The following is a 17,232-nucleotide window of genomic DNA, read 5'->3' on the forward strand; positions in this document are numbered from 1 at the left end:
ATCATACCGAATAAAAACAGTGCAGTTAGATAACTTCACTGTTTTTTTATGCCTGCGATATATAGCCAATAAATGTAGCATTGCTTTAGTGATAAATGTTAGTGACTAGTCGAAGAGATTCATAATAAACAGATAGTTACTCGCTTAGTGTTGCAATTAACCTTAAGAGTGAATAATCTGCATTAACGGTAAGTAATAAAGCCAGATGGTTTATTCTCATAAGGAATTTTATGGATAGCGGGCAAACTTTTGCATCACAATCAGCAAACTATGATGTGTTAACAACATGTGCTTCTAATAATGACCGTTATAGCCAAATTCTTACCATGCTCTTAGCGGGTTCCCCATTACGAGAAATTCTCCATTCATTAGTCTTATCAATCGAAGCGCAAAAGATTGGCACCAGAGCGTCAGTGCTATTAATGAGCAATGACAAGAAAAGGTTGTTAACCGGAGCGACCCCCAGTTTACCGGAACAATATAACCAAGCTATTAATGGCATTGAAATTGGGCCGATAGTCGGTTCATGCGGCGCTGCAGCAGCCACCGGCGAAAGAGTTATTGTTGAAGATATCGCCACTCACCCGAATTGGGCACCTTATAAAGAATTGCCGTTAAAGGCAGGGCTAAAAGCTTGCTGGTCAGAACCCATTATCGACTCTACTGGCAACGTATTGGGCACTTTTGCCATGTATTACGATACCCAAAAGTCACCATCAGCATTGGATCTAGAACTGATTCAAGAAGCCGCTCGATTGGCAAGTCTTGCCATTGAACGAAGCCAAGGACTACACCTACAAACACTCACCAGTAAAATATTCAGTAAACTGCCTATGGGCTTATTGATCGTTAACGAAAACAATACCATTTTGTTTATTAACCCTGAGTTTAAAAGTATCTGTGGCGATATTACTGTTGACTCAGAGAGCTTTGAACCAAAGCGCTTTTTCGAACATTCTCAGCAAGAAAATATCACGTCTTTAATGAAAAACCTTGCTATCGGTAGAACTTGGCAAGGTGAGTTAACAGGCCGCAAACGTAATGGCAAGACCTTTGATGCTGAAGTAACGGTAACCTCATTTAGGGATTACCATGGTGAACAAAATTGTTTTTCTTGGTTAATTGCTGATATCAGTGAACACAAAGATGCCAGCAAGCTTATCCATTTTCAGGCTAATAATGATGCATTAACCCGCTTGGCCAATCGTCGTTATTTTGTTGAGAAAATCTATGATTATGTTTGGCAGCAAGAGCGCAGCAAGCAAACTGGGGTAGGTTGCTCAATCATATTGATGGATATTGATAATTTTAAACTGATAAATGACAGCTTAGGTCATGAGTGTGGTGATCGATTATTAATTGAGGTAACCAAAAGATTAGCCCCGCTGTTTCCTGATATGTGCACTTTTGCCCGAATAGCAGGTGATGAATTTGGCGTGTTCTTACAAGGTAAAGTGTCTGCAGACGAACTCATTGAACTTGCCAAACAAATCAATCAAGTTGTAAGTGATGTTTTTTGGCTTGATCGTAAAGCTATCCAAACTTCTATGAGTATTGGTATCTCACGTTATCCTGAAGATTCTACTGAGGTTGATGCTTTAATTAATTGCGCCAGCCAAGCAATGCATAATGCTAAGCTTAAAGGCCGAAATGGTTATCAATTTTTTGATCAAAGCATGCAGAAAAATGCAGAAAGAACCGCTTTTTTAAACATGGAATTAAACAAAGCCTTAAGTCATGATGCTTTTGAACTGTATTTTCAGCCCATTTTGTCGGCTAAATCGACGCATGTTGATAGCGCTGAAGTGTTACTTCGTTGGCCGCTTAATGGTGAGTTCATTTCGCCAGAAGAATTTATACCTATTGCTGAACAATCAGGGCTGATTGTCCCAATCGGTAAATGGATTAGGCGACAAGCGCTAGATTTAATTTATGACTATTGGCAACAAGGACGTGCGATTAGTTTGTCAGTAAATGTCTCTACTAGTGAATTTATCACTGCAGAGTTACAACAACAATTCATTAGCTTTTTTGAAGAGTATCTGCTGGAAAAATCCATAGCAAACTTTCCATTTCATTTATTAACCATAGAAATAACTGAGTCAGTAATGATGGAGCAGCATGAGAAGGTTGAACAGCTGCTGAGTCGATTAAGAAATTGGGGCATCAAAATTTCAGTGGATGATTTTGGTACCGGCTATTCTTCTCTATCCTATTTAGCTAACTTTCCGGTAGATCAAATCAAAATCGATAAAAGTTTTATTCAAAAAATTGAGCAGGGTCCTAGACATAAGGCGCTAGTGGAAGCAATTACGACCATGAGCCATGCACTTGATTTATCAGTCACTGCAGAAGGTGTTGAAACCCAAGCACAGCTGGATTTTGTTAAGCAAAACAATGTTGATGCTATTCAAGGCTACTATTTCTATAAGCCTTTGCCTAAACAGGCGCTCATCGAATTACTCGCACAATAAATTCAGCAATAGTAATACAGTAAAACTACTTTCCTTGTATTGTGACAAGTAGTTTTCTGCTGCCGCCATGATTGCGATGTTCACCTAAATACAGCCCTTGCCACATTCCTAATGCTAATTGACCATGGGTGATGGGTAGGGTTAATTCACAGCCCAGTAAACTTGATTTTAAATGGGCTGGCATATCGTCACTGCCTTCATAAGTGTGGATGTAATATGGTTCATTCTCTGGCGCCACATTATTAAAGTATGCTTCAAAGTCTTGCCGAACAGTTGGATCTGCATTTTCGTTTACAGTAATGGAAGCTGAGGTGTGTTGCAGCAATATGTGCACTAAGCCAATATCAAACCTTGCTAATTCGGGTAATTGAGTTAATACCTCTTCAGTAATTAAATGAAAGCCACGAGCTTTTGGCTTTAATGATATTTGTTTTTGGTACCACATATAAGTCTGCTTTTAATCGCTATTTTGATGATGAATTGTAGTGAATTTCAGCGATTTGACCAACAGTAGAAAGCACTAATTTTAAACATTGTAGTAGGATAATGAACTGTAAGCATAAAGTATGACTAAAATGACTCATATTAGCCATTGTAATTACTGTAACCCTTGCTGAGTGTTGGCTTGAGGTGCTCACTGGTTTTAATTAATAAACGCTAACTAAAATTGCGCATTTTATTAAGTTAGCAAAGTGCTTGCTCAGTGGTGCTGATAAAGTGAACGATTCTGGATGAATATTGCTTGTAAACAGCTTAAGATACAAATTGTTGCATAATTGTTTAATCCATAAAAAAAGCTGCTCATTGAGCAGCTTTTTAGTACTTAAACCATCAGATATTGATTAGTTTAGCAGGCTTGTTGGCTCGGTAAACTCAAGTGCTAATGCTTCAGCAACTTCTTTACAAACAAGCTTTCCGTGGATGACATTTAAGCCATTTAGTAGGTGCTTATCTTGAAGCAATGCAGACTTATAACCTAAGTTTGCAAGCTTAATAATGTAAGGCAGCGTGGCATTGTTTAATGCAAAAGTAGAGGTGCGAGCCACAGCGCCAGGCATGTTTGCAACACAATAATGAACTACATCATCAACGATATAAGTTGGTTCTTGGTGAGTGGTTGCATGAGATGTTTCAACACAACCACCTTGGTCAATTGCGACATCAACAATTGCGCTGCCAGGCTTCATACGGCTAATCATATCGCGGGTCACAAGTTTTGGCGCAGCAGCGCCAGGAACCAGTACACCACCAATGACTAAGTCTGCTTCTAATACGTGGCGTTCAATGGCATCAGCAGTAGAGTAAATGGCTTTAACTGCAGAACCAAATTGTACATTTAAACGACGTAGAGCATCGATGCTACGATCAAGCACAACCACGTCAGCGCCCATGCCTACAGCCATTTGTGCAGCATTAGTACCAACCATACCGCCACCAATAATGACTACTTTGGCTGGTTCAACACCTGGAACACCGCCCAGTAACATACCGCGGCCGCCTAGTGATTTTTCAAGTGCACGCGCGCCTGCTTGAATCGACATACGCCCAGCAACTTCTGACATTGGCGCTAATAAAGGAAGGCCACCACGGTCATCTGTTACGGTTTCATAGGCGATACAAACAGCCTTACTTTTTATCAAATCTTCAGTCTGTGGTAAGTCTGGTGCAAGGTGTAAATAAGTGAATAGAATTTGGTCTTCACGCAGCATGGCGCGCTCAATAGCTTGTGGCTCTTTAACCTTCACTATCATATCTGATTGAGCAAACACTTCAGCTGCGGTTGCTAAGATTTCTGCACCGGCATCAATATAATCTTGGTTAGTAAATCCAATGCCAATACCTGCATCTGATTGAACAAATACATCATGACCTTTAATTGTTAATTCACGAACGCTTGAAGGAACCATACCAACACGGTATTCATGGTTTTTGATTTCAGTAGGGATACCAATAATCATTTTGAGCCTCTAATTGATTTTTACTCGTTTTTACGAGCCAGTAGTTATTATATTCGATGACCTGAACGTGCTTATTTCAGGGAAGTCTAGTATAGTGCCCCTGACGCAGTTTATGCTGCTAAACTTTACACATTAAAAGATGAATATGTTGTTTTTGTGCTAAAGCAAGGTTAATAATATGGCAAATAATAAGAAAAATTCTGTGAAAGATTTAGATCGGATTGACCGTAATATCCTCAACGAACTTCAGATTGATGGTCGCATATCAAATGTGGAGTTATCTAAGCGTGTTGGCCTGAGTCCAACACCATGTTTAGAACGAGTTAAACGTCTTGAGAAACAAGGATACATTAATGGCTACACTGCATTAGTTAATCCTCATTACTTAGGTGCATCGTTACTTGTATTTGTGGAAATCACCTTAACTCGAGATACCCCTGATATTTTTGAACGCTTTAACAAAGCCGTTCAGTTGTTAGATGATATTCAAGAATGTCATTTGGTTTCTGGCGATTTTGATTACCTACTAAAAACCCGCGTATCAGATATGTCAGCTTATCGTCGTTTGTTAGGTGAGACATTACTTAAGTTACCATCAGTTTCTGATACTCGTACTTACGTGGTTATGGAAGAAGTTAAGCAAACTAATAAAGTTGCCTTAAATTTATTAGCTGATACTTACTAAATTTAATAACCAATAAAAATAAAGGGCATTGCCCTTTATTTTTTTGCCAAAAATTTACAGCAAGCTTAATCTTAGGCTTAAAAGTAACCAACTTAAGCCAGATTAAAATTATTTATCTTCTACAGTCATCTATCTGAAAACATTAGGTTGAGCTTGGCATCCGCGCGTTGCATAATCACTGCATACACATTGATATTCTGTTATTGTTATCATTCTTTTTAAATCTTATTTGGGTGTTTTCGTTTGTCTCAGGGAAATAGTCTTCAAACACTTAGTGGCCTTCAGCGTCTTTTGGAAGGTGGGTTGATCATTTGTTGCATGACTGCAACTTATATTCTTATTGCACTTAGCAGCTTCGATCCTAATGATCCCGGCTGGAGCCAGTCGCATTTCCAAGGTGAAATCAGTAATCTAACTGGCGCAGTTGGCGCATGGACAGCAGATGTTCTATTTTATTTTTTCGGCTTCATAGCCTATCTCATACCAATAATTATTGCTGCTTCTGGCTGGTTCATTTTTAATCGTACTCACAAGCTGTTTGAAATCGACTATTTTTCTGTCGGTTTAAGGATTATCGGTTTTTTACTGGTGGTATTTGCATTGGCAGCGTTAGCGAGTATGAATGCCGATGACATGTATGTATTTTCTGCTGGCGGAGTGGCAGGGGATGTGATCAGCCAAGCAATGATGCCTTACTTTAATAACCTTGGAACAACTTTATTACTGCTATGTTTTATCGGCGCAGGCTTTACTTTAACTACCGGTATAAGCTGGCTAACCGTTATTGAAAGTACAGGTCTAGCCACTATTTGGTGTGTTAAAAAGATCATTAGTATCCCAAGTTATTTATCAGCTAGTAACGAAACCGAAGATACCCGCGGCTTTATGTCTGTCGTTGATAAATTTAAACAGGACCGTGGTGACGATGCTGGCAACGTAAAGCATGACAAAGCTGAGCTTGATGCTGCAGCAATTGATCTCACTAGTATGCCGCATAATGAGGCTGAAGTTACTGCAGCAATAGAAACTGATGAATTAGAAGAAAAACCCTCTCTTTTCAGCCGTATTAAATCGAAAGTGAAACCCAGTCGCGACAAAGAAGAAACTAATTTGGCTGCTGACTTAGAGCAAGATGTAGAGCCAAGCTTTGGCGCTGAAATAGACCATGAGGCTAAATTAACGCCACATAATGGTAGACTTGAACCCAAATTAAACGCCAGCAATGATCACCAAGACGATGATAATTTAACCCCAGCTTGGATCGCATCAGGGGATGCCCCCGCAGCTGATTTCACACAAGCGAATCATCATTTAAGTGAACAGTCTGAGGCTCATGTTAGTCATAGCGACTCGTTAGGTGAAGCATTCAGTCAAGCTAATAGCACAGGTGCAACAGCGACCTCGCAGCCAAACCCTGCCACTACAAAAGCTGTTGAGCAAGCGCGTATTGTTGAAGGAATTGTGGTGTTGCCAGGCCAAGAACCCCAAATAGTTTATGGCCAAACTAAAGTTGAAATGCCGCCACTGCCAAGTATCACCTTATTAGATGTACCTGATAGAAAAGAAAACCCAATTACCAAAGAAGAACTAGATATTGTCGCGAGGTTGGTTGAAACTAAGCTGGCTGACTTTAATATTGTCGCTAATGTTGTTGGGGTATTCCCAGGCCCTGTGGTGACTCGATTTGAACTTGAATTAGCCCCTGGTGTCAAAGCCTCAAAAATCACTAATTTGTCGAAAGATTTAGCCCGTTCATTGTTAGCAGAAAGTGTCCGCGTTGTTGAGGTTATTCCAGGTAAAGCCTTTGTGGGTCTTGAATTGCCTAATAAATTCCGTGAAACGGTATTTATGCGCGATGTTTTAGACTCTAAAACCTTTGAAGAAAGTAAATCTGATTTATCCATGGTGCTGGGACAAGATATTGCTGGCGATCCCGTGGTGGTTGATTTAGGTAAAATGCCGCATTTATTAGTTGCCGGTACTACAGGTTCGGGTAAGTCAGTTGGCGTCAACGTGATGATCACCAGTATCTTGTATAAGTCTGGTCCTGATGATGTGCGCTTTATCATGATTGATCCGAAAATGTTGGAGCTTTCCGTATATGGCGGTATTCCACATTTGTTATGTGAAGTCGTCACCGATATGAAAGAAGCGGCTAATGCACTACGTTGGTGTGTTGGTGAAATGGAGCGACGTTACAAGTTAATGTCAGCGCTTGGCGTACGTAATTTAAAAGGTTATAACGCTAAAATTAAATCAGCCATAGAAGCAGGTGAACCGATAGTTGACCCATTATGGAAGTCATCTGAAAGTATGGATGAACAGGCCCCTGAGTTAGAAAAATTACCCTCTATTGTGGTAGTGGTCGATGAATTTGCTGACATGATTATGATTGTCGGTAAAAAGGTTGAAGAGCTGATTGCCCGTATAGCGCAAAAGGCCCGTGCAGCGGGTATACACTTAATCTTAGCCACCCAAAGACCTTCAGTGGATGTCATTACTGGTTTGATTAAAGCAAACGTGCCAACACGTATCGCTTTTCAAGTGTCATCAAGAATTGACTCTAGAACAATTTTAGATCAGCAAGGCGCAGAAACACTACTCGGTATGGGTGATATGCTGTACTTGCCACCAGGTACCAGCGTACCTATTCGTGTCCATGGTGCTTTCATTGACGATCATGAAGTCCATAAAGTCGTTGCAGACTGGCATGCTCGTGGTAAGCCACGTTATATTGAAGAAATCCTTAATGGCGTCAGTGAAGGTGAGCAAGTATTGCTGCCTGGTGAAGCTGCAGAATCTGATGATGATACTGATCAGTTATATGATGAAGCGGTTGCGTTTGTCACTGAAACCCGCAGAGGTTCAATTTCAAGTGTGCAGCGTAAGTTTAAAATTGGTTATAACCGCGCGGCGCGGATTATCGAAATGATGGAAACCCAGGGGATTGTCAGTACACAAGGTCATAATGGTAATCGTGAGGTTTTAGCTCCTCCGCCACCGAGAAACTAACCTCGGACCGAACATAACAATCACTGCGCTTATAGCCAGTTTGGCCAAATAAACCGTTATAATGAAGCCATTAATAATCAACCTTATAAAGAAAAAGCCTTAGTGACAAAAAGCATAGCCACTAGCCTTAAAAGTTTATCGCTAAGAATTAGCAATACAGTATTAGGAATTTATATGAACAAGCGTTTTGCTGTTGTTACAGCCTTAGCATTATTATTGTCAGGCAACGCGTTAGCTGATGAATCAGCGCAATTGCGTGATCGCTTAGCCAAAGCCGACTCATTAAAAGCTGATTTTACTCAGCAAGTTACCGATATAAACAATAAAGTCATTCAGTCAGGTAAAGGGGTATTTGCCCTTGCTTATCCAAACAAATTTTACTGGCATTTAACTGAGCCTGATGAGTCGCTCATTGTGGCTGACGGTAAAGATTTATGGATTTATAACCCTTTTGCTGAAGAAGTTTCAGTCATGGACTTTGCTGATGCTATCGACGCGTCGCCAATGGCGTTGCTGGTGCACCGTGATGAAACTACCTGGTCTCAATATCGTGTTGAACAAATTCAGCCAGAGTCAGCTAAAGCTTGTTATTCCATTAAGCCCACAGCGGATGATTCAAGTGTGGTGACTGTCACTGTGTGTTTCAATGAGGCAGAGCTTACTGATTTTAATTTGTTAGATGAGCAAGGCAATTACAGTCAGTTCACGTTAACAAATCAAACCAAGGTTGCGGCAGACGAAAACGGCTTATTTGAATTTACCGTACCGGCAAACGTTGATATTGACGATCAACGTTCAAGCCTAGCTCAGTAGGTTATAGTGTCTACTTTAGGTTTCGATTTTGCCCCAGACTTTCGTCCTTTAGCCGCAAGAATGCGCCCAAGGGAGATAAGTGAGTATGTAGGGCAGCAGCATTTACTCGGTAAAGGGCAACCACTGCGCCAAGCACTTGAGGCCAATCGAGCTCACTCTATGTTGTTATGGGGCCCTCCTGGCACAGGTAAAACCACCTTAGCTGAATTGGTGGCGCATTATGCCAATGCCCATGTAGAGCGCATTTCGGCGGTTACCTCAGGGGTTAAAGAAATTCGCGCCGCCATTGAGCAAGCTAAAGCGGTAGCTCAAAGCCGTGGTCAGCGTACATTATTGTTTGTGGACGAAGTCCATAGATTTAATAAAAGCCAACAAGATGCGTTTTTACCTTTTATCGAAGACGGTACTGTTATTTTTGTTGGCGCGACCACTGAAAACCCATCTTTTGAGCTCAATAACGCCTTATTGTCTCGTGCCAGAGTTTATTTAATCAATCGCTTAGATGGCGATGATATTGCCGCGATTATCAATCAAGCATTAATGGATACTGAGCGTGGTTTTGGTAAACGTGGTTTTACTATTCCTGAAACAGTAATGCAGCAGTTAGCTTCAATTAGTGATGGTGATGCGCGCAAAGCATTAAATTTACTCGAGTTAATGAGTGACTTGGTTGCTGATAACGGTGAATTTACTCAAGAGATGCTGACGCAAGTCGCTGGGCATCAAATGGCCGCTTATGATAAAAATGGCGATCAATTTTATGATTTGATTTCTGCGGTGCATAAGTCAGTGAGAGGCTCAGCTCCTGATGCTGCTTTGTATTGGTATTGTCGAATACTTGAAGGCGGCGGCGATCCTCTCTATGTAGCACGTAGATTATTAGCTATTGCCTCTGAAGATGTAGGAAACGCCGATCCTACTGCAATGAATATTGCGCTTAATGCTTGGGATTGTTATCACCGCGTTGGGCCTGCTGAAGGTGAGCGTGCTATCGCCCAAGCGATTGTTTACTTGGCCAGTGCGCCAAAAAGTAATGCGGTTTACACCGCCTTTAAAGCAGCAAGAATGCTTGCAAGCGAAACAGGGCATGAATCAGTGCCAGATCACTTACGTAACGCACCGACTCAATTGATGAAAAATATGGGTTTAGGGGCAGGGTATCGCTATGCTCATGATGAACCAGGTGCCTACGCAAATGGGGAGAATTACTTCCCTGAGTCAATAAAAGATAGCCAATTGTATTATCCAACCGAGCGCGGCTTTGAAAAAAGAATCAAAGACAAACTTGCCCATTTAGCAGAACTAGACCGAACCAGTGAGGTAAAGCGCTATGATTAGCATGAGCAATATCATGTTTGTGGCCCTTGGTGGTTCAATTGGGGCTGTTTTTCGTTATCTAATCTCAATTTTCATGCTTCAGCTATTTGGAAGCAGTTTCCCTTTTGGTACACTGTTGGTAAATGTATTGGGATCATTTTTGATGGGTGTGGTTTATGCCATTGGTCAAGCCAGCCAGTTAAGTCCTGAATTAAAAGCCATGATAGGTGTTGGATTGTTAGGCGCCTTAACGACTTTTTCTACTTTTTCCAATGAAACATTATTGCTAATGCAAGAAGGTCTTTTTGCAAAAGCTATTCTCAACGTGTTGTTGAACGTTGTACTGTGTATTTTCATGGTATATGTCGGTCAGCAGCTAGTTTTTTCTCGCATTTAACTATTAAGAATATAAAACATGTTAGATCCAAAATTTTTGCGTAACGAACTTGAAGTCACCGCTGAGCTGTTAGCTAAGCGTGGGTTTATCCTTGATATTAGCCGCCTTACCGCTTTAGAAGAAAAGCGTAAGTCGCTACAAGTGGCCACAGAAGAATTGCAAGCATCCCGAAATGCAATTTCTAAGTCCATTGGTCAAGCAAAGGGTCGTGGTGAAGATGTCAGTGAAATCATGGCTAAAGTAGGGGACTTAGGTGCTCAACTGGATGCGAAAAAATCTGAACTAGCTGAATTGTTAGCTGAGTTAAATGCTATTGCTATGAGCATGCCTAACTTACCAGATGACGCAGTACCAGCCGGTGCTGACGAAAATGATAACGTTGAAGTCCGCACTTGGGGCGAGCCAACTACATTTGATTTCGAAGTAAAAGATCATGTGAAACTGGGTGAAGATCTAGATGGGTTAGATTTTAAAAACGCCGTTAAAATCACCGGTTCTCGCTTTGTGGTAATGAAAGGCCAAATCGCACGCCTAAACCGCGCTGTGGGTCAGTACATGTTAGATCTACATACTGAAAATCACGGTTATTCAGAAATGTATGTGCCATTACTGGTTAACGAAGAAAGCTTATTAGGCACAGGTCAGCTACCTAAGTTTGGTGAAGATTTGTTCCACACTAAACCGGCCACTGAAGAAGGCCAAGGCTTAAGCTTGATTCCAACTGCTGAAGTACCTTTGACCAATGTAGTACGTGACACTATCGTTGAAGAAGCTGATTTACCACTTAAAATGACGGCATTAACGTCTTGTTTCCGAAGTGAAGCGGGCTCTTACGGCCGTGATACTCGTGGTCTAATTCGTCAGCATCAGTTTGATAAAGTTGAACTTGTTCAAATTGTTAAACCTGAAGATTCAATGAATGCGTTAGAAGAGCTAACAGGTCATGCTGAGAAAGTACTAGAAGGGCTAGGCCTTCCATATCGTACTGTGATTTTATGTACTGGCGACATGGGTTTTGGCGCTTCGAAAACTTACGATATTGAAGTGTGGTTACCTGCGCAAAACACCTACCGCGAAATCTCTTCTTGTTCAAACATGAAAGATTTCCAAGCACGTCGTATGCAAGCACGCTACCGTGGTGTTAATGACAAGAAACCAACTTTGGTTCATACCTTAAACGGTTCAGGCCTTGCTGTTGGTCGTACAGTAGTTGCTATCCTTGAAAACTACCAAAATGCAGATGGCTCTATTACCGTGCCTGACGTATTACGTCCGTATATGCGCGGCCTAGAAAAAATAGGCTAAGTCTTCGCTAGCGTTAAGGCGTTATCTGAGCCTAAAAAAACCAAACATCATGTTTGGTTTTTTTGTGCCGTAAATTTAGCAGGTCTGGTTACATGATAGTTAAAGGCACTTAGCAGGTTTTGGTAAGCCTGCGATTTTAGTCGCCTGTTTAGCTGGGCCCACAGGAAAGAGGGTATAAAGGTATTTTGAATTACCTTTATCAGGCCCTAACGTCTGACCTATGGCTTTCACTAGCACGCGGATAGCAGGGCTTGTCTTGTATTCAAGATAAAAGTTACGCACAAAATTAACCACTTCCCAATGTTGCTCGGTTAATACGATATCTTCACCTGCAGCCAAAATAATTGCCATATCAGGTTGCCAATCAGCAACGTTTTTTAAATAACCTTGAGCATCAACTTCTATTTGTTGCCCATTAAATTCAATTGAATTTACCAAGTAATCACCTTCGTGTGTTTCAATGTAGCCAGTACATACTGGTCATAATCAATAATTGAGATATTAGCGCTGCTAGGTAAAAGTGCTGTTAAGCCTCGAGCTTGTATATCTTCAGATAATATATAAATCCGTATATCTAGCAATTTTTGCTGCCAATGGCTTTGTAATAAGCAATTAATCGCATCGTCAGCAAGGATGATACTGTCTTCACTAGCGATATAACGTAAGCAGCAATTTAGCGCGTTGTCAGTGGTGGCTGAGGTTTGAATGTGATGTAAAATCATTAGTAAACCACCACTTCATCACTTTGCGCTAATAATTGCTTAATGGCATTGCTATCAGCTAATTGCGCCTCAAAATTAAACTTGTCTTCAGTGATGCCAAATTGTTTTGCTGACTGCTCACACACTAAAACGGTTTCAATATCATAAATATTAAGAGCTTTAAACGTCGATAGGTAATCTTTACTGCCGACTAATTCTGGCTGCTGATCTGCTAGCAGGTGCAGCACAGCTTCATCAGTAAAAACCACGCTAACTTGTTGCTCAAAACTGGCACTGAGTAACGCAAAGTCTAAGCCTTCACGGCTGGAACTATTGCCCAACGGGCTTTGTCTGAAAATAACGCAAATTTGCTTCATGTGGTTACCTTGCCAAGCAATTTATAATCAGCATTAAAAGCACACTAATCGATCTGATGTTTCAATACCTGTGACCAGCTCACCTAAACCACCCATTTCAAATGGGGCGCTAGAATTGAACTGTGATTTAGTGTTTTCGATGGCATCTTGCTGTGACAACACACCGCGGCGCAGCGCTGCTGACACACAATTTATCAACTGAATATTGTGTTCAGTTGCCAAGTTTTTCCATGCTTGGTGCAAGTCATATTCATCAGAGGCAGGACAGATTAATTGGCTACTATTAGTCACGCCGTCTTGATAAAAGAAAATACGCGTAACTTGATGGCCTAATGACAATACACTTGTCGTAAAGCGCAGCGCTCTAAAGCTCGCTGTTGAGCCATAAACCGTGCCATTAACTTGGATAATAAATTTATTCATAACAATAAAAAATGGCTCCTGTAAGGGAGCCATTTTAGCGTAGTAAGCCGATTAATCACAAGGTCAGAACCAAATGAATAATCAAGTAACTTAACGCCTAGTCATCATTACCCATGCCCATCAAGTGTAATAGCGCCATGAATAGGTTGATGAAGTTTAAGAACAACGAAATCGTTGCACGGATATAGTTAGTTTCGCCACCATTTACAATACGGCTTGTATCATAAAGGATTAAGCCTACCATCAACATTGCTACAGCAGCTTGAATAGCCATAAATGCAACACTGTTACCAACAAACATGTTGATCAGTGATGCGCCGATAACCACAATCAGACCAGCAAAAAGGAAGCCGCCCATGAAGTTGAAATCTTTCTTAGTGCTAATTGCATAAGCTGATAAAGAAATGAAGATAACTGAGGTTAAGCCAAACGCTTGCATAATAAGTTCAGGGCCGTTAGCTAAACCTGCGTAGTGGTTTAAAATGTATCCTAATGATGCACCTTGCATACCCGTAAAGGCAAAAATCCATGCAAGCCCTGAAGCATTGTCTGCTTTTTTCAGGGTCACCATCATCACCACGATACTACCAAGTGATAGTCCGATTGACATGAAAGGGCCAATGTTCATCATCATTGCTACACCAGCCATTACAGCGGCAAAGGCAAGCGTCATCGACAATAGCATGTAGGTATTTTTGATCAGTTTATTGGTTTCCATCGTTGTAGCTTGATGGCCCGATAAAGTTTGTTGATTCATAACAGTCTCCATAGACTCGAAAAAAACTGTAATGACGCAATAAGAGTCACTACAAAAGATATTTATTAAATTATTTAGATTTATAATACCTTAGCTTTAACACAGCTTAAAGGTATATAAGTGTCACTGTCATGTTAACTATTATTTAATGACACATGTTCATATAAAAAATTGTCCTAAACAACATTTTTACTAAGAAAGCTGAACTGAACATTAAATTATCATTACAACTTGTTAATAATGTCATCAAGATGCTGGCTTTGTGGTTATGCGAGCCACTCTTGATGTAACTTATCGGTATCACCTAAGTATTCTAAAACCCACTCAAGGGCTGGGGACATCTTTTCTTGATTCCACGCTAAACAGCAAGGGCTTGCATTTCTTGGATGTTCTAAGGTTTTTTCAATTAACACCCCAGAGTCGATAAAGGGTTTTGCCAGGTTTCTAGGCATATAGCCGATACCTGAGCCATCACGGAAACAATTGAATGCTCTTATCCAGTCAGGCACCACTAATCGGCGCTGATTGGCCAGCAACCAAGTTGTGCGTTTGGGTATTTCCCTTGAAGTATCTTCTAAGCAAATAGAGGGATAGATGCGTAATTCATCGTCTGTTAATGGGCGATCAATTTCAGCTAGAGGGTGGTTACGACTGACTAAAAACGACCATTGAATCTCGCGCATATCTTTATACTGATATACGCCGCCCACAGGAATAGCTGTGGTTGCACCTATGGCGATGTCACTGCGACCTGTTGCTAATGCTTCCCAGACCCCATTAAACACCTCAATACGGATGATGAGTTCAACATCGTCAAAGTGACGATAAAAGTCTGCAATTAGTACACTAATACGATCAGCGCGGACAATATTGTCTAAAGCGATAGACAGGGTGGGTTGCCAGCCATTAGCGACACGTTGAGTGCTACGCTTTAAGTCATTCATGTCACCCAATAGCTCTCTTGCGTGGGCGACAAAATGTTTACCGGGTTCCGTTAAGCTGACACTGCGATGATGCCTTTCAAACAAAATGACACCAAGTTCATCTTCGATTTGTTTTACGGCATAACTGACTGCTGAAGGAACTTTGTGTAATTGATTGGCTGCTGCCGTGAAACTACCTAAGCGAGCGACAATGTCGATCATTTCCAATGCTTGTTCTGAAAGCATAGCTTGCTATCCTTTGCTGTGAAAATTTATGAATGCAGTCATCAAAACTAAACGTTTCACATTGCTTTTGCAAGTGATTAGACTGCACGCTGATTTTTAATTAAGCCACTTTCGGACACTTTTTTTATGAAAAAAGCATCATCTACCTCTGCCAATGTGCAGTACTTTATTTTATTAGGCTACTTAGCACTGTTAAGTATGCTGGGCTTTATTGCCACCGACATGTATTTACCTGCATTTCAAAACATAGCTGACTCATTTGATACCAGCTTAAACAACGTCGCTTTTTCATTAACGACTTTCTTAGCGGGTTTAGCTATCGGCCAATTACTTTATGGTCCATTAGTTGAAAAAGTAGGCAAACAAAAAGCCTTAATAATTGGTTTAGTTATCTTTGCAGCAGCCAGCGCCTTAATTGTCGCCAGTAACTCGATTATTATGCTTAATATCGCACGTTTTTTCCAAGCGTTAGGTGCCTGTAGTGCTGGTGTAATTTGGCAAGCTATTGTCGTTGAAAAATATGATGCTGAAAAAGCGCAAAAAGTGTTTTCAAACATCATGCCTTTAGTTGCGCTATCACCTGCTGTTGCACCTCTCATTGGTGCATCAATTGTTGATACATTTGGCTGGAGAGCAGTTTTCATTACTTTAGCAATACTTGCGGTTTTGCTTATCGTTATGACCAAGCTGTTAGTTGCACTAGAGAACAAACAAGCAGAACCACAAGAAAACATCAGCTATAAAACCATCTTAAAAAACACCCGGTTTTTAGGTAACGTGGTTATATTTGGTGCATTGTCTGCAGCATTCTTTAGTTATTTAACGGTATGGCCAAGTGTAATGATTAAATTTGGTTATGAAGCTAAAGCCATTGGCTTGAGCTTTATTCCACAAACCATCATGTTTATCGTGGGTGGTTACATGAGCAAAGTACTTGTTAAAAAATTCGGTACCACACAGGCGCTTAATTATTTATTGGGACTGTTTTTCTTCTGTGTTGCAACCATTGCAATAGCGACTTTGGTAATCCCAATGGAATCAATTTATCCGCTATTGGTAACCTTCTCATTACTTGCTGCAGCTAACGGTGCGACTTATCCTTTGGTCGTCAACAATGCCTTACAGCAGTTCAGTAAAAATGCCACCAAAGCTGCAGGTTTACAAAACTTCCTTCAGATTGGTATGGCGTTCGGCGCATCAAGTATTGTCGCGATGTTCGTACAATATAATGAAGTGACTATCGGTTTAGGTATCGTATTGAGTGCTGTTGTTGCTTACTTAGGCTATTTATTGTCAAAGCATGATAGTTGGGCTTCAGTAACAAATAACTTCATAAAGCCAGATCCTGCTAGCATCGCACTTCACGCTAATAAAAACAGCGCAGATTGATGCTAACTTAAGCAAACAGTAAAGAATCTTAAATTTATGCTTTACAGCAGCGAGTGAGATAGCTATTATTTCGCTCGTTCGGAGAGATGGCAGAGTGGTCGAATGCACCGGTCTTGAAAACCGGCATGGGTTTGTAGCCCATCTAGGGTTCAAATCCCTATCTCTCCGCCATATTAAATACGAGAAAAGCCGTTGATTATCAACGGCTTTTTTTGTTTCTGGCATTTGAGGGGCTTTCTGAGAGGATTGACTCAGACAATGTACCTTTATAGAGCTCCCAATAGTGTGTACTTCACACGTATCTGTTTAGCCAAATCGTTACGCGATAAAGGCTTTCCTTTTGATATTAAAGTTTCTTTGTTGACTCGTGACAGAGCACAAGCGGTTATTCGTAATATCGATGTCGCAGGCACACTGAAAAAAATCATCAATACCATAGACCATCAAACCTGTAT

Annotated in this window: 17 protein-coding genes and 1 tRNA gene; 10 read left to right on the plus strand and 8 right to left on the minus strand. The window is 40.8% G+C overall.

The features are described 5' to 3' along the window. Window positions 1-230 precede the first annotated feature (230 nt). Complete coding sequence (locus AB4160_RS18555; protein WP_372005939.1) at window positions 231-2,474, plus strand: EAL domain-containing protein; 2,244 nt, start codon at window positions 231-233, stop codon at window positions 2,472-2,474. Between the two features lie 25 nt (window positions 2,475-2,499). Here AB4160_RS18555 and AB4160_RS18560 read toward each other — a convergent pair whose 3' ends face one another. Both AB4160_RS18560 and ald read right to left on the minus strand, forming a co-directional pair. Next, complete coding sequence (locus AB4160_RS18560) at window positions 2,500-2,919, minus strand: secondary thiamine-phosphate synthase enzyme YjbQ (RefSeq protein WP_372000811.1); 420 nt, start codon at window positions 2,917-2,919, stop codon at window positions 2,500-2,502. 397 nt (window positions 2,920-3,316) lie between these two features. Then, the gene (gene ald / locus AB4160_RS18565; protein ID WP_102476645.1) at window positions 3,317-4,432 is read right to left on the minus strand and encodes an alanine dehydrogenase; all 1,116 of its coding nucleotides are present in this window, start codon (window positions 4,430-4,432) and stop codon (window positions 3,317-3,319) included. Window positions 4,433-4,610: 178 nt separating this feature from the next. Between ald and lrp the strand changes: the two genes are divergently transcribed. The 6 genes from lrp (at window position 4,611) to serS (ending at window position 11,961) form a co-directional block, all read left to right on the plus strand. Then, the gene (lrp, locus tag AB4160_RS18570) at window positions 4,611-5,117 is read left to right on the plus strand and encodes a leucine-responsive transcriptional regulator Lrp (protein ID WP_076537850.1); all 507 of its coding nucleotides are present in this window, start codon (window positions 4,611-4,613) and stop codon (window positions 5,115-5,117) included. A 243-nt stretch (window positions 5,118-5,360) separates the two neighbouring features. Next, window positions 5,361-8,129, plus strand: coding sequence for a DNA translocase FtsK 4TM domain-containing protein (locus tag AB4160_RS18575; RefSeq protein ID WP_372005942.1), 2,769 nt, complete (start codon window positions 5,361-5,363; stop codon window positions 8,127-8,129). Between the two features lie 174 nt (window positions 8,130-8,303). Continuing rightward, window positions 8,304-8,942 (plus strand): outer membrane lipoprotein chaperone LolA, encoded by a 639-nt coding sequence (gene lolA, locus AB4160_RS18580; RefSeq protein ID WP_372005945.1) that lies wholly within the window; start codon window positions 8,304-8,306, stop codon window positions 8,940-8,942. Between the two features lie 6 nt (window positions 8,943-8,948). Then, window positions 8,949-10,280 (plus strand): replication-associated recombination protein A, encoded by a 1,332-nt coding sequence (locus AB4160_RS18585; RefSeq protein ID WP_102437389.1) that lies wholly within the window; start codon window positions 8,949-8,951, stop codon window positions 10,278-10,280. Window position 10,281: 1 nt separating this feature from the next. Next, entirely contained in the window at window positions 10,282-10,656 is a 375-nt protein-coding gene (gene crcB, locus AB4160_RS18590) for a fluoride efflux transporter CrcB (RefSeq protein WP_076537957.1), read from the plus strand. Between the two features lie 18 nt (window positions 10,657-10,674). Beyond that, on the plus strand, window positions 10,675-11,961 hold the full coding sequence (serS, locus tag AB4160_RS18595) for a serine--tRNA ligase (protein ID WP_102437391.1): 1,287 nt from the start codon (window positions 10,675-10,677) through the stop codon (window positions 11,959-11,961). A gap of 99 nt (window positions 11,962-12,060) precedes the next feature. Here serS and AB4160_RS18600 read toward each other — a convergent pair whose 3' ends face one another. The 6 genes from AB4160_RS18600 to punR form a co-directional block, all read right to left on the minus strand. Next, complete coding sequence (locus tag AB4160_RS18600; RefSeq protein WP_102437393.1) at window positions 12,061-12,399, minus strand: TusE/DsrC/DsvC family sulfur relay protein; 339 nt, start codon at window positions 12,397-12,399, stop codon at window positions 12,061-12,063. Beyond that, window positions 12,393-12,683 carry a sulfurtransferase complex subunit TusB gene (tusB, locus tag AB4160_RS18605; protein WP_372005948.1) on the minus strand — a complete coding sequence of 97 codons (291 nt, stop codon included), beginning with the start codon at window positions 12,681-12,683 and terminating at the stop codon, window positions 12,393-12,395. Before tusB ends, AB4160_RS18600 begins: the two co-directional genes overlap by 7 nt. Continuing rightward, window positions 12,683-13,039 carry a sulfurtransferase complex subunit TusC gene (tusC, locus tag AB4160_RS18610; RefSeq protein WP_102437397.1) on the minus strand — a complete coding sequence of 119 codons (357 nt, stop codon included), beginning with the start codon at window positions 13,037-13,039 and terminating at the stop codon, window positions 12,683-12,685. Before tusC ends, tusB begins: the two co-directional genes overlap by 1 nt. Before the next feature lie 33 nt (window positions 13,040-13,072). After that, window positions 13,073-13,462: a sulfurtransferase complex subunit TusD gene (gene tusD, locus AB4160_RS18615; RefSeq protein WP_102437399.1), complete on the minus strand. Its 390-nt coding sequence runs from the start codon at window positions 13,460-13,462 to the stop codon at window positions 13,073-13,075. Between the two features lie 97 nt (window positions 13,463-13,559). After that, window positions 13,560-14,219 (minus strand): Bax inhibitor-1/YccA family protein, encoded by a 660-nt coding sequence (locus AB4160_RS18620; protein ID WP_102437401.1) that lies wholly within the window; start codon window positions 14,217-14,219, stop codon window positions 13,560-13,562. A 266-nt stretch (window positions 14,220-14,485) separates the two neighbouring features. Beyond that, window positions 14,486-15,388, minus strand: coding sequence for a DNA-binding transcriptional activator PunR (gene punR / locus AB4160_RS18625; protein WP_102437403.1), 903 nt, complete (start codon window positions 15,386-15,388; stop codon window positions 14,486-14,488). Between the two features lie 126 nt (window positions 15,389-15,514). Here punR and punC point away from each other — a divergent pair, with 126 nt between their 5' ends. The 3 genes from punC to AB4160_RS18640 form a co-directional block, all read left to right on the plus strand. Beyond that, on the plus strand, window positions 15,515-16,777 hold the full coding sequence (punC, locus tag AB4160_RS18630) for a purine nucleoside transporter PunC (protein WP_372005951.1): 1,263 nt from the start codon (window positions 15,515-15,517) through the stop codon (window positions 16,775-16,777). Between the two features lie 80 nt (window positions 16,778-16,857). Beyond that, window positions 16,858-16,948: transfer RNA gene (locus AB4160_RS18635), tRNA-Ser, on the plus strand. 87 nt (window positions 16,949-17,035) lie between these two features. Then, window positions 17,036-17,232, plus strand: a 197-nt coding sequence (locus AB4160_RS18640) for a hypothetical protein (RefSeq protein ID WP_198589904.1), incomplete at its 3' end; no start/stop codon positions are given.

The organism is Shewanella sp. 10N.286.51.B8, assembly GCF_041469325.1.
Lineage (GTDB): Bacteria > Pseudomonadota > Gammaproteobacteria > Enterobacterales > Shewanellaceae > Shewanella.

Excerpts from the sequence above, each read along its gene's own strand:
- AB4160_RS18555 (WP_372005939.1), top strand. The coding sequence starts at position 231 with ATGGATAGCGGGCAAACTTTTGCATCACAATCAGCAAACTATGATGTG.
- lolA (WP_372005945.1), top strand. The coding sequence starts at position 8,304 with ATGAACAAGCGTTTTGCTGTTGTTACAGCCTTAGCATTATTATTGTCA.
- tusC (WP_102437397.1), bottom strand. The coding sequence starts at position 13,039 with ATGAAGCAAATTTGCGTTATTTTCAGACAAAGCCCGTTGGGCAATAGT.
- ald (WP_102476645.1), bottom strand. The coding sequence starts at position 4,432 with ATGATTATTGGTATCCCTACTGAAATCAAAAACCATGAATACCGTGTT.
- tusD (WP_102437399.1), bottom strand. The coding sequence starts at position 13,462 with ATGAATAAATTTATTATCCAAGTTAATGGCACGGTTTATGGCTCAACA.
- serS (WP_102437391.1), top strand. The coding sequence starts at position 10,675 with ATGTTAGATCCAAAATTTTTGCGTAACGAACTTGAAGTCACCGCTGAG.
- tusB (WP_372005948.1), bottom strand. The coding sequence starts at position 12,683 with ATGATTTTACATCACATTCAAACCTCAGCCACCACTGACAACGCGCTA.
- crcB (WP_076537957.1), top strand. The coding sequence starts at position 10,282 with ATGAGCAATATCATGTTTGTGGCCCTTGGTGGTTCAATTGGGGCTGTT.
- AB4160_RS18620 (WP_102437401.1), bottom strand. The coding sequence starts at position 14,219 with ATGAATCAACAAACTTTATCGGGCCATCAAGCTACAACGATGGAAACC.
- lrp (WP_076537850.1), top strand. The coding sequence starts at position 4,611 with ATGGCAAATAATAAGAAAAATTCTGTGAAAGATTTAGATCGGATTGAC.
- punC (WP_372005951.1), top strand. The coding sequence starts at position 15,515 with ATGAAAAAAGCATCATCTACCTCTGCCAATGTGCAGTACTTTATTTTA.
- punR (WP_102437403.1), bottom strand. The coding sequence starts at position 15,388 with ATGCTTTCAGAACAAGCATTGGAAATGATCGACATTGTCGCTCGCTTA.
- AB4160_RS18560 (WP_372000811.1), bottom strand. The coding sequence starts at position 2,919 with ATGTGGTACCAAAAACAAATATCATTAAAGCCAAAAGCTCGTGGCTTT.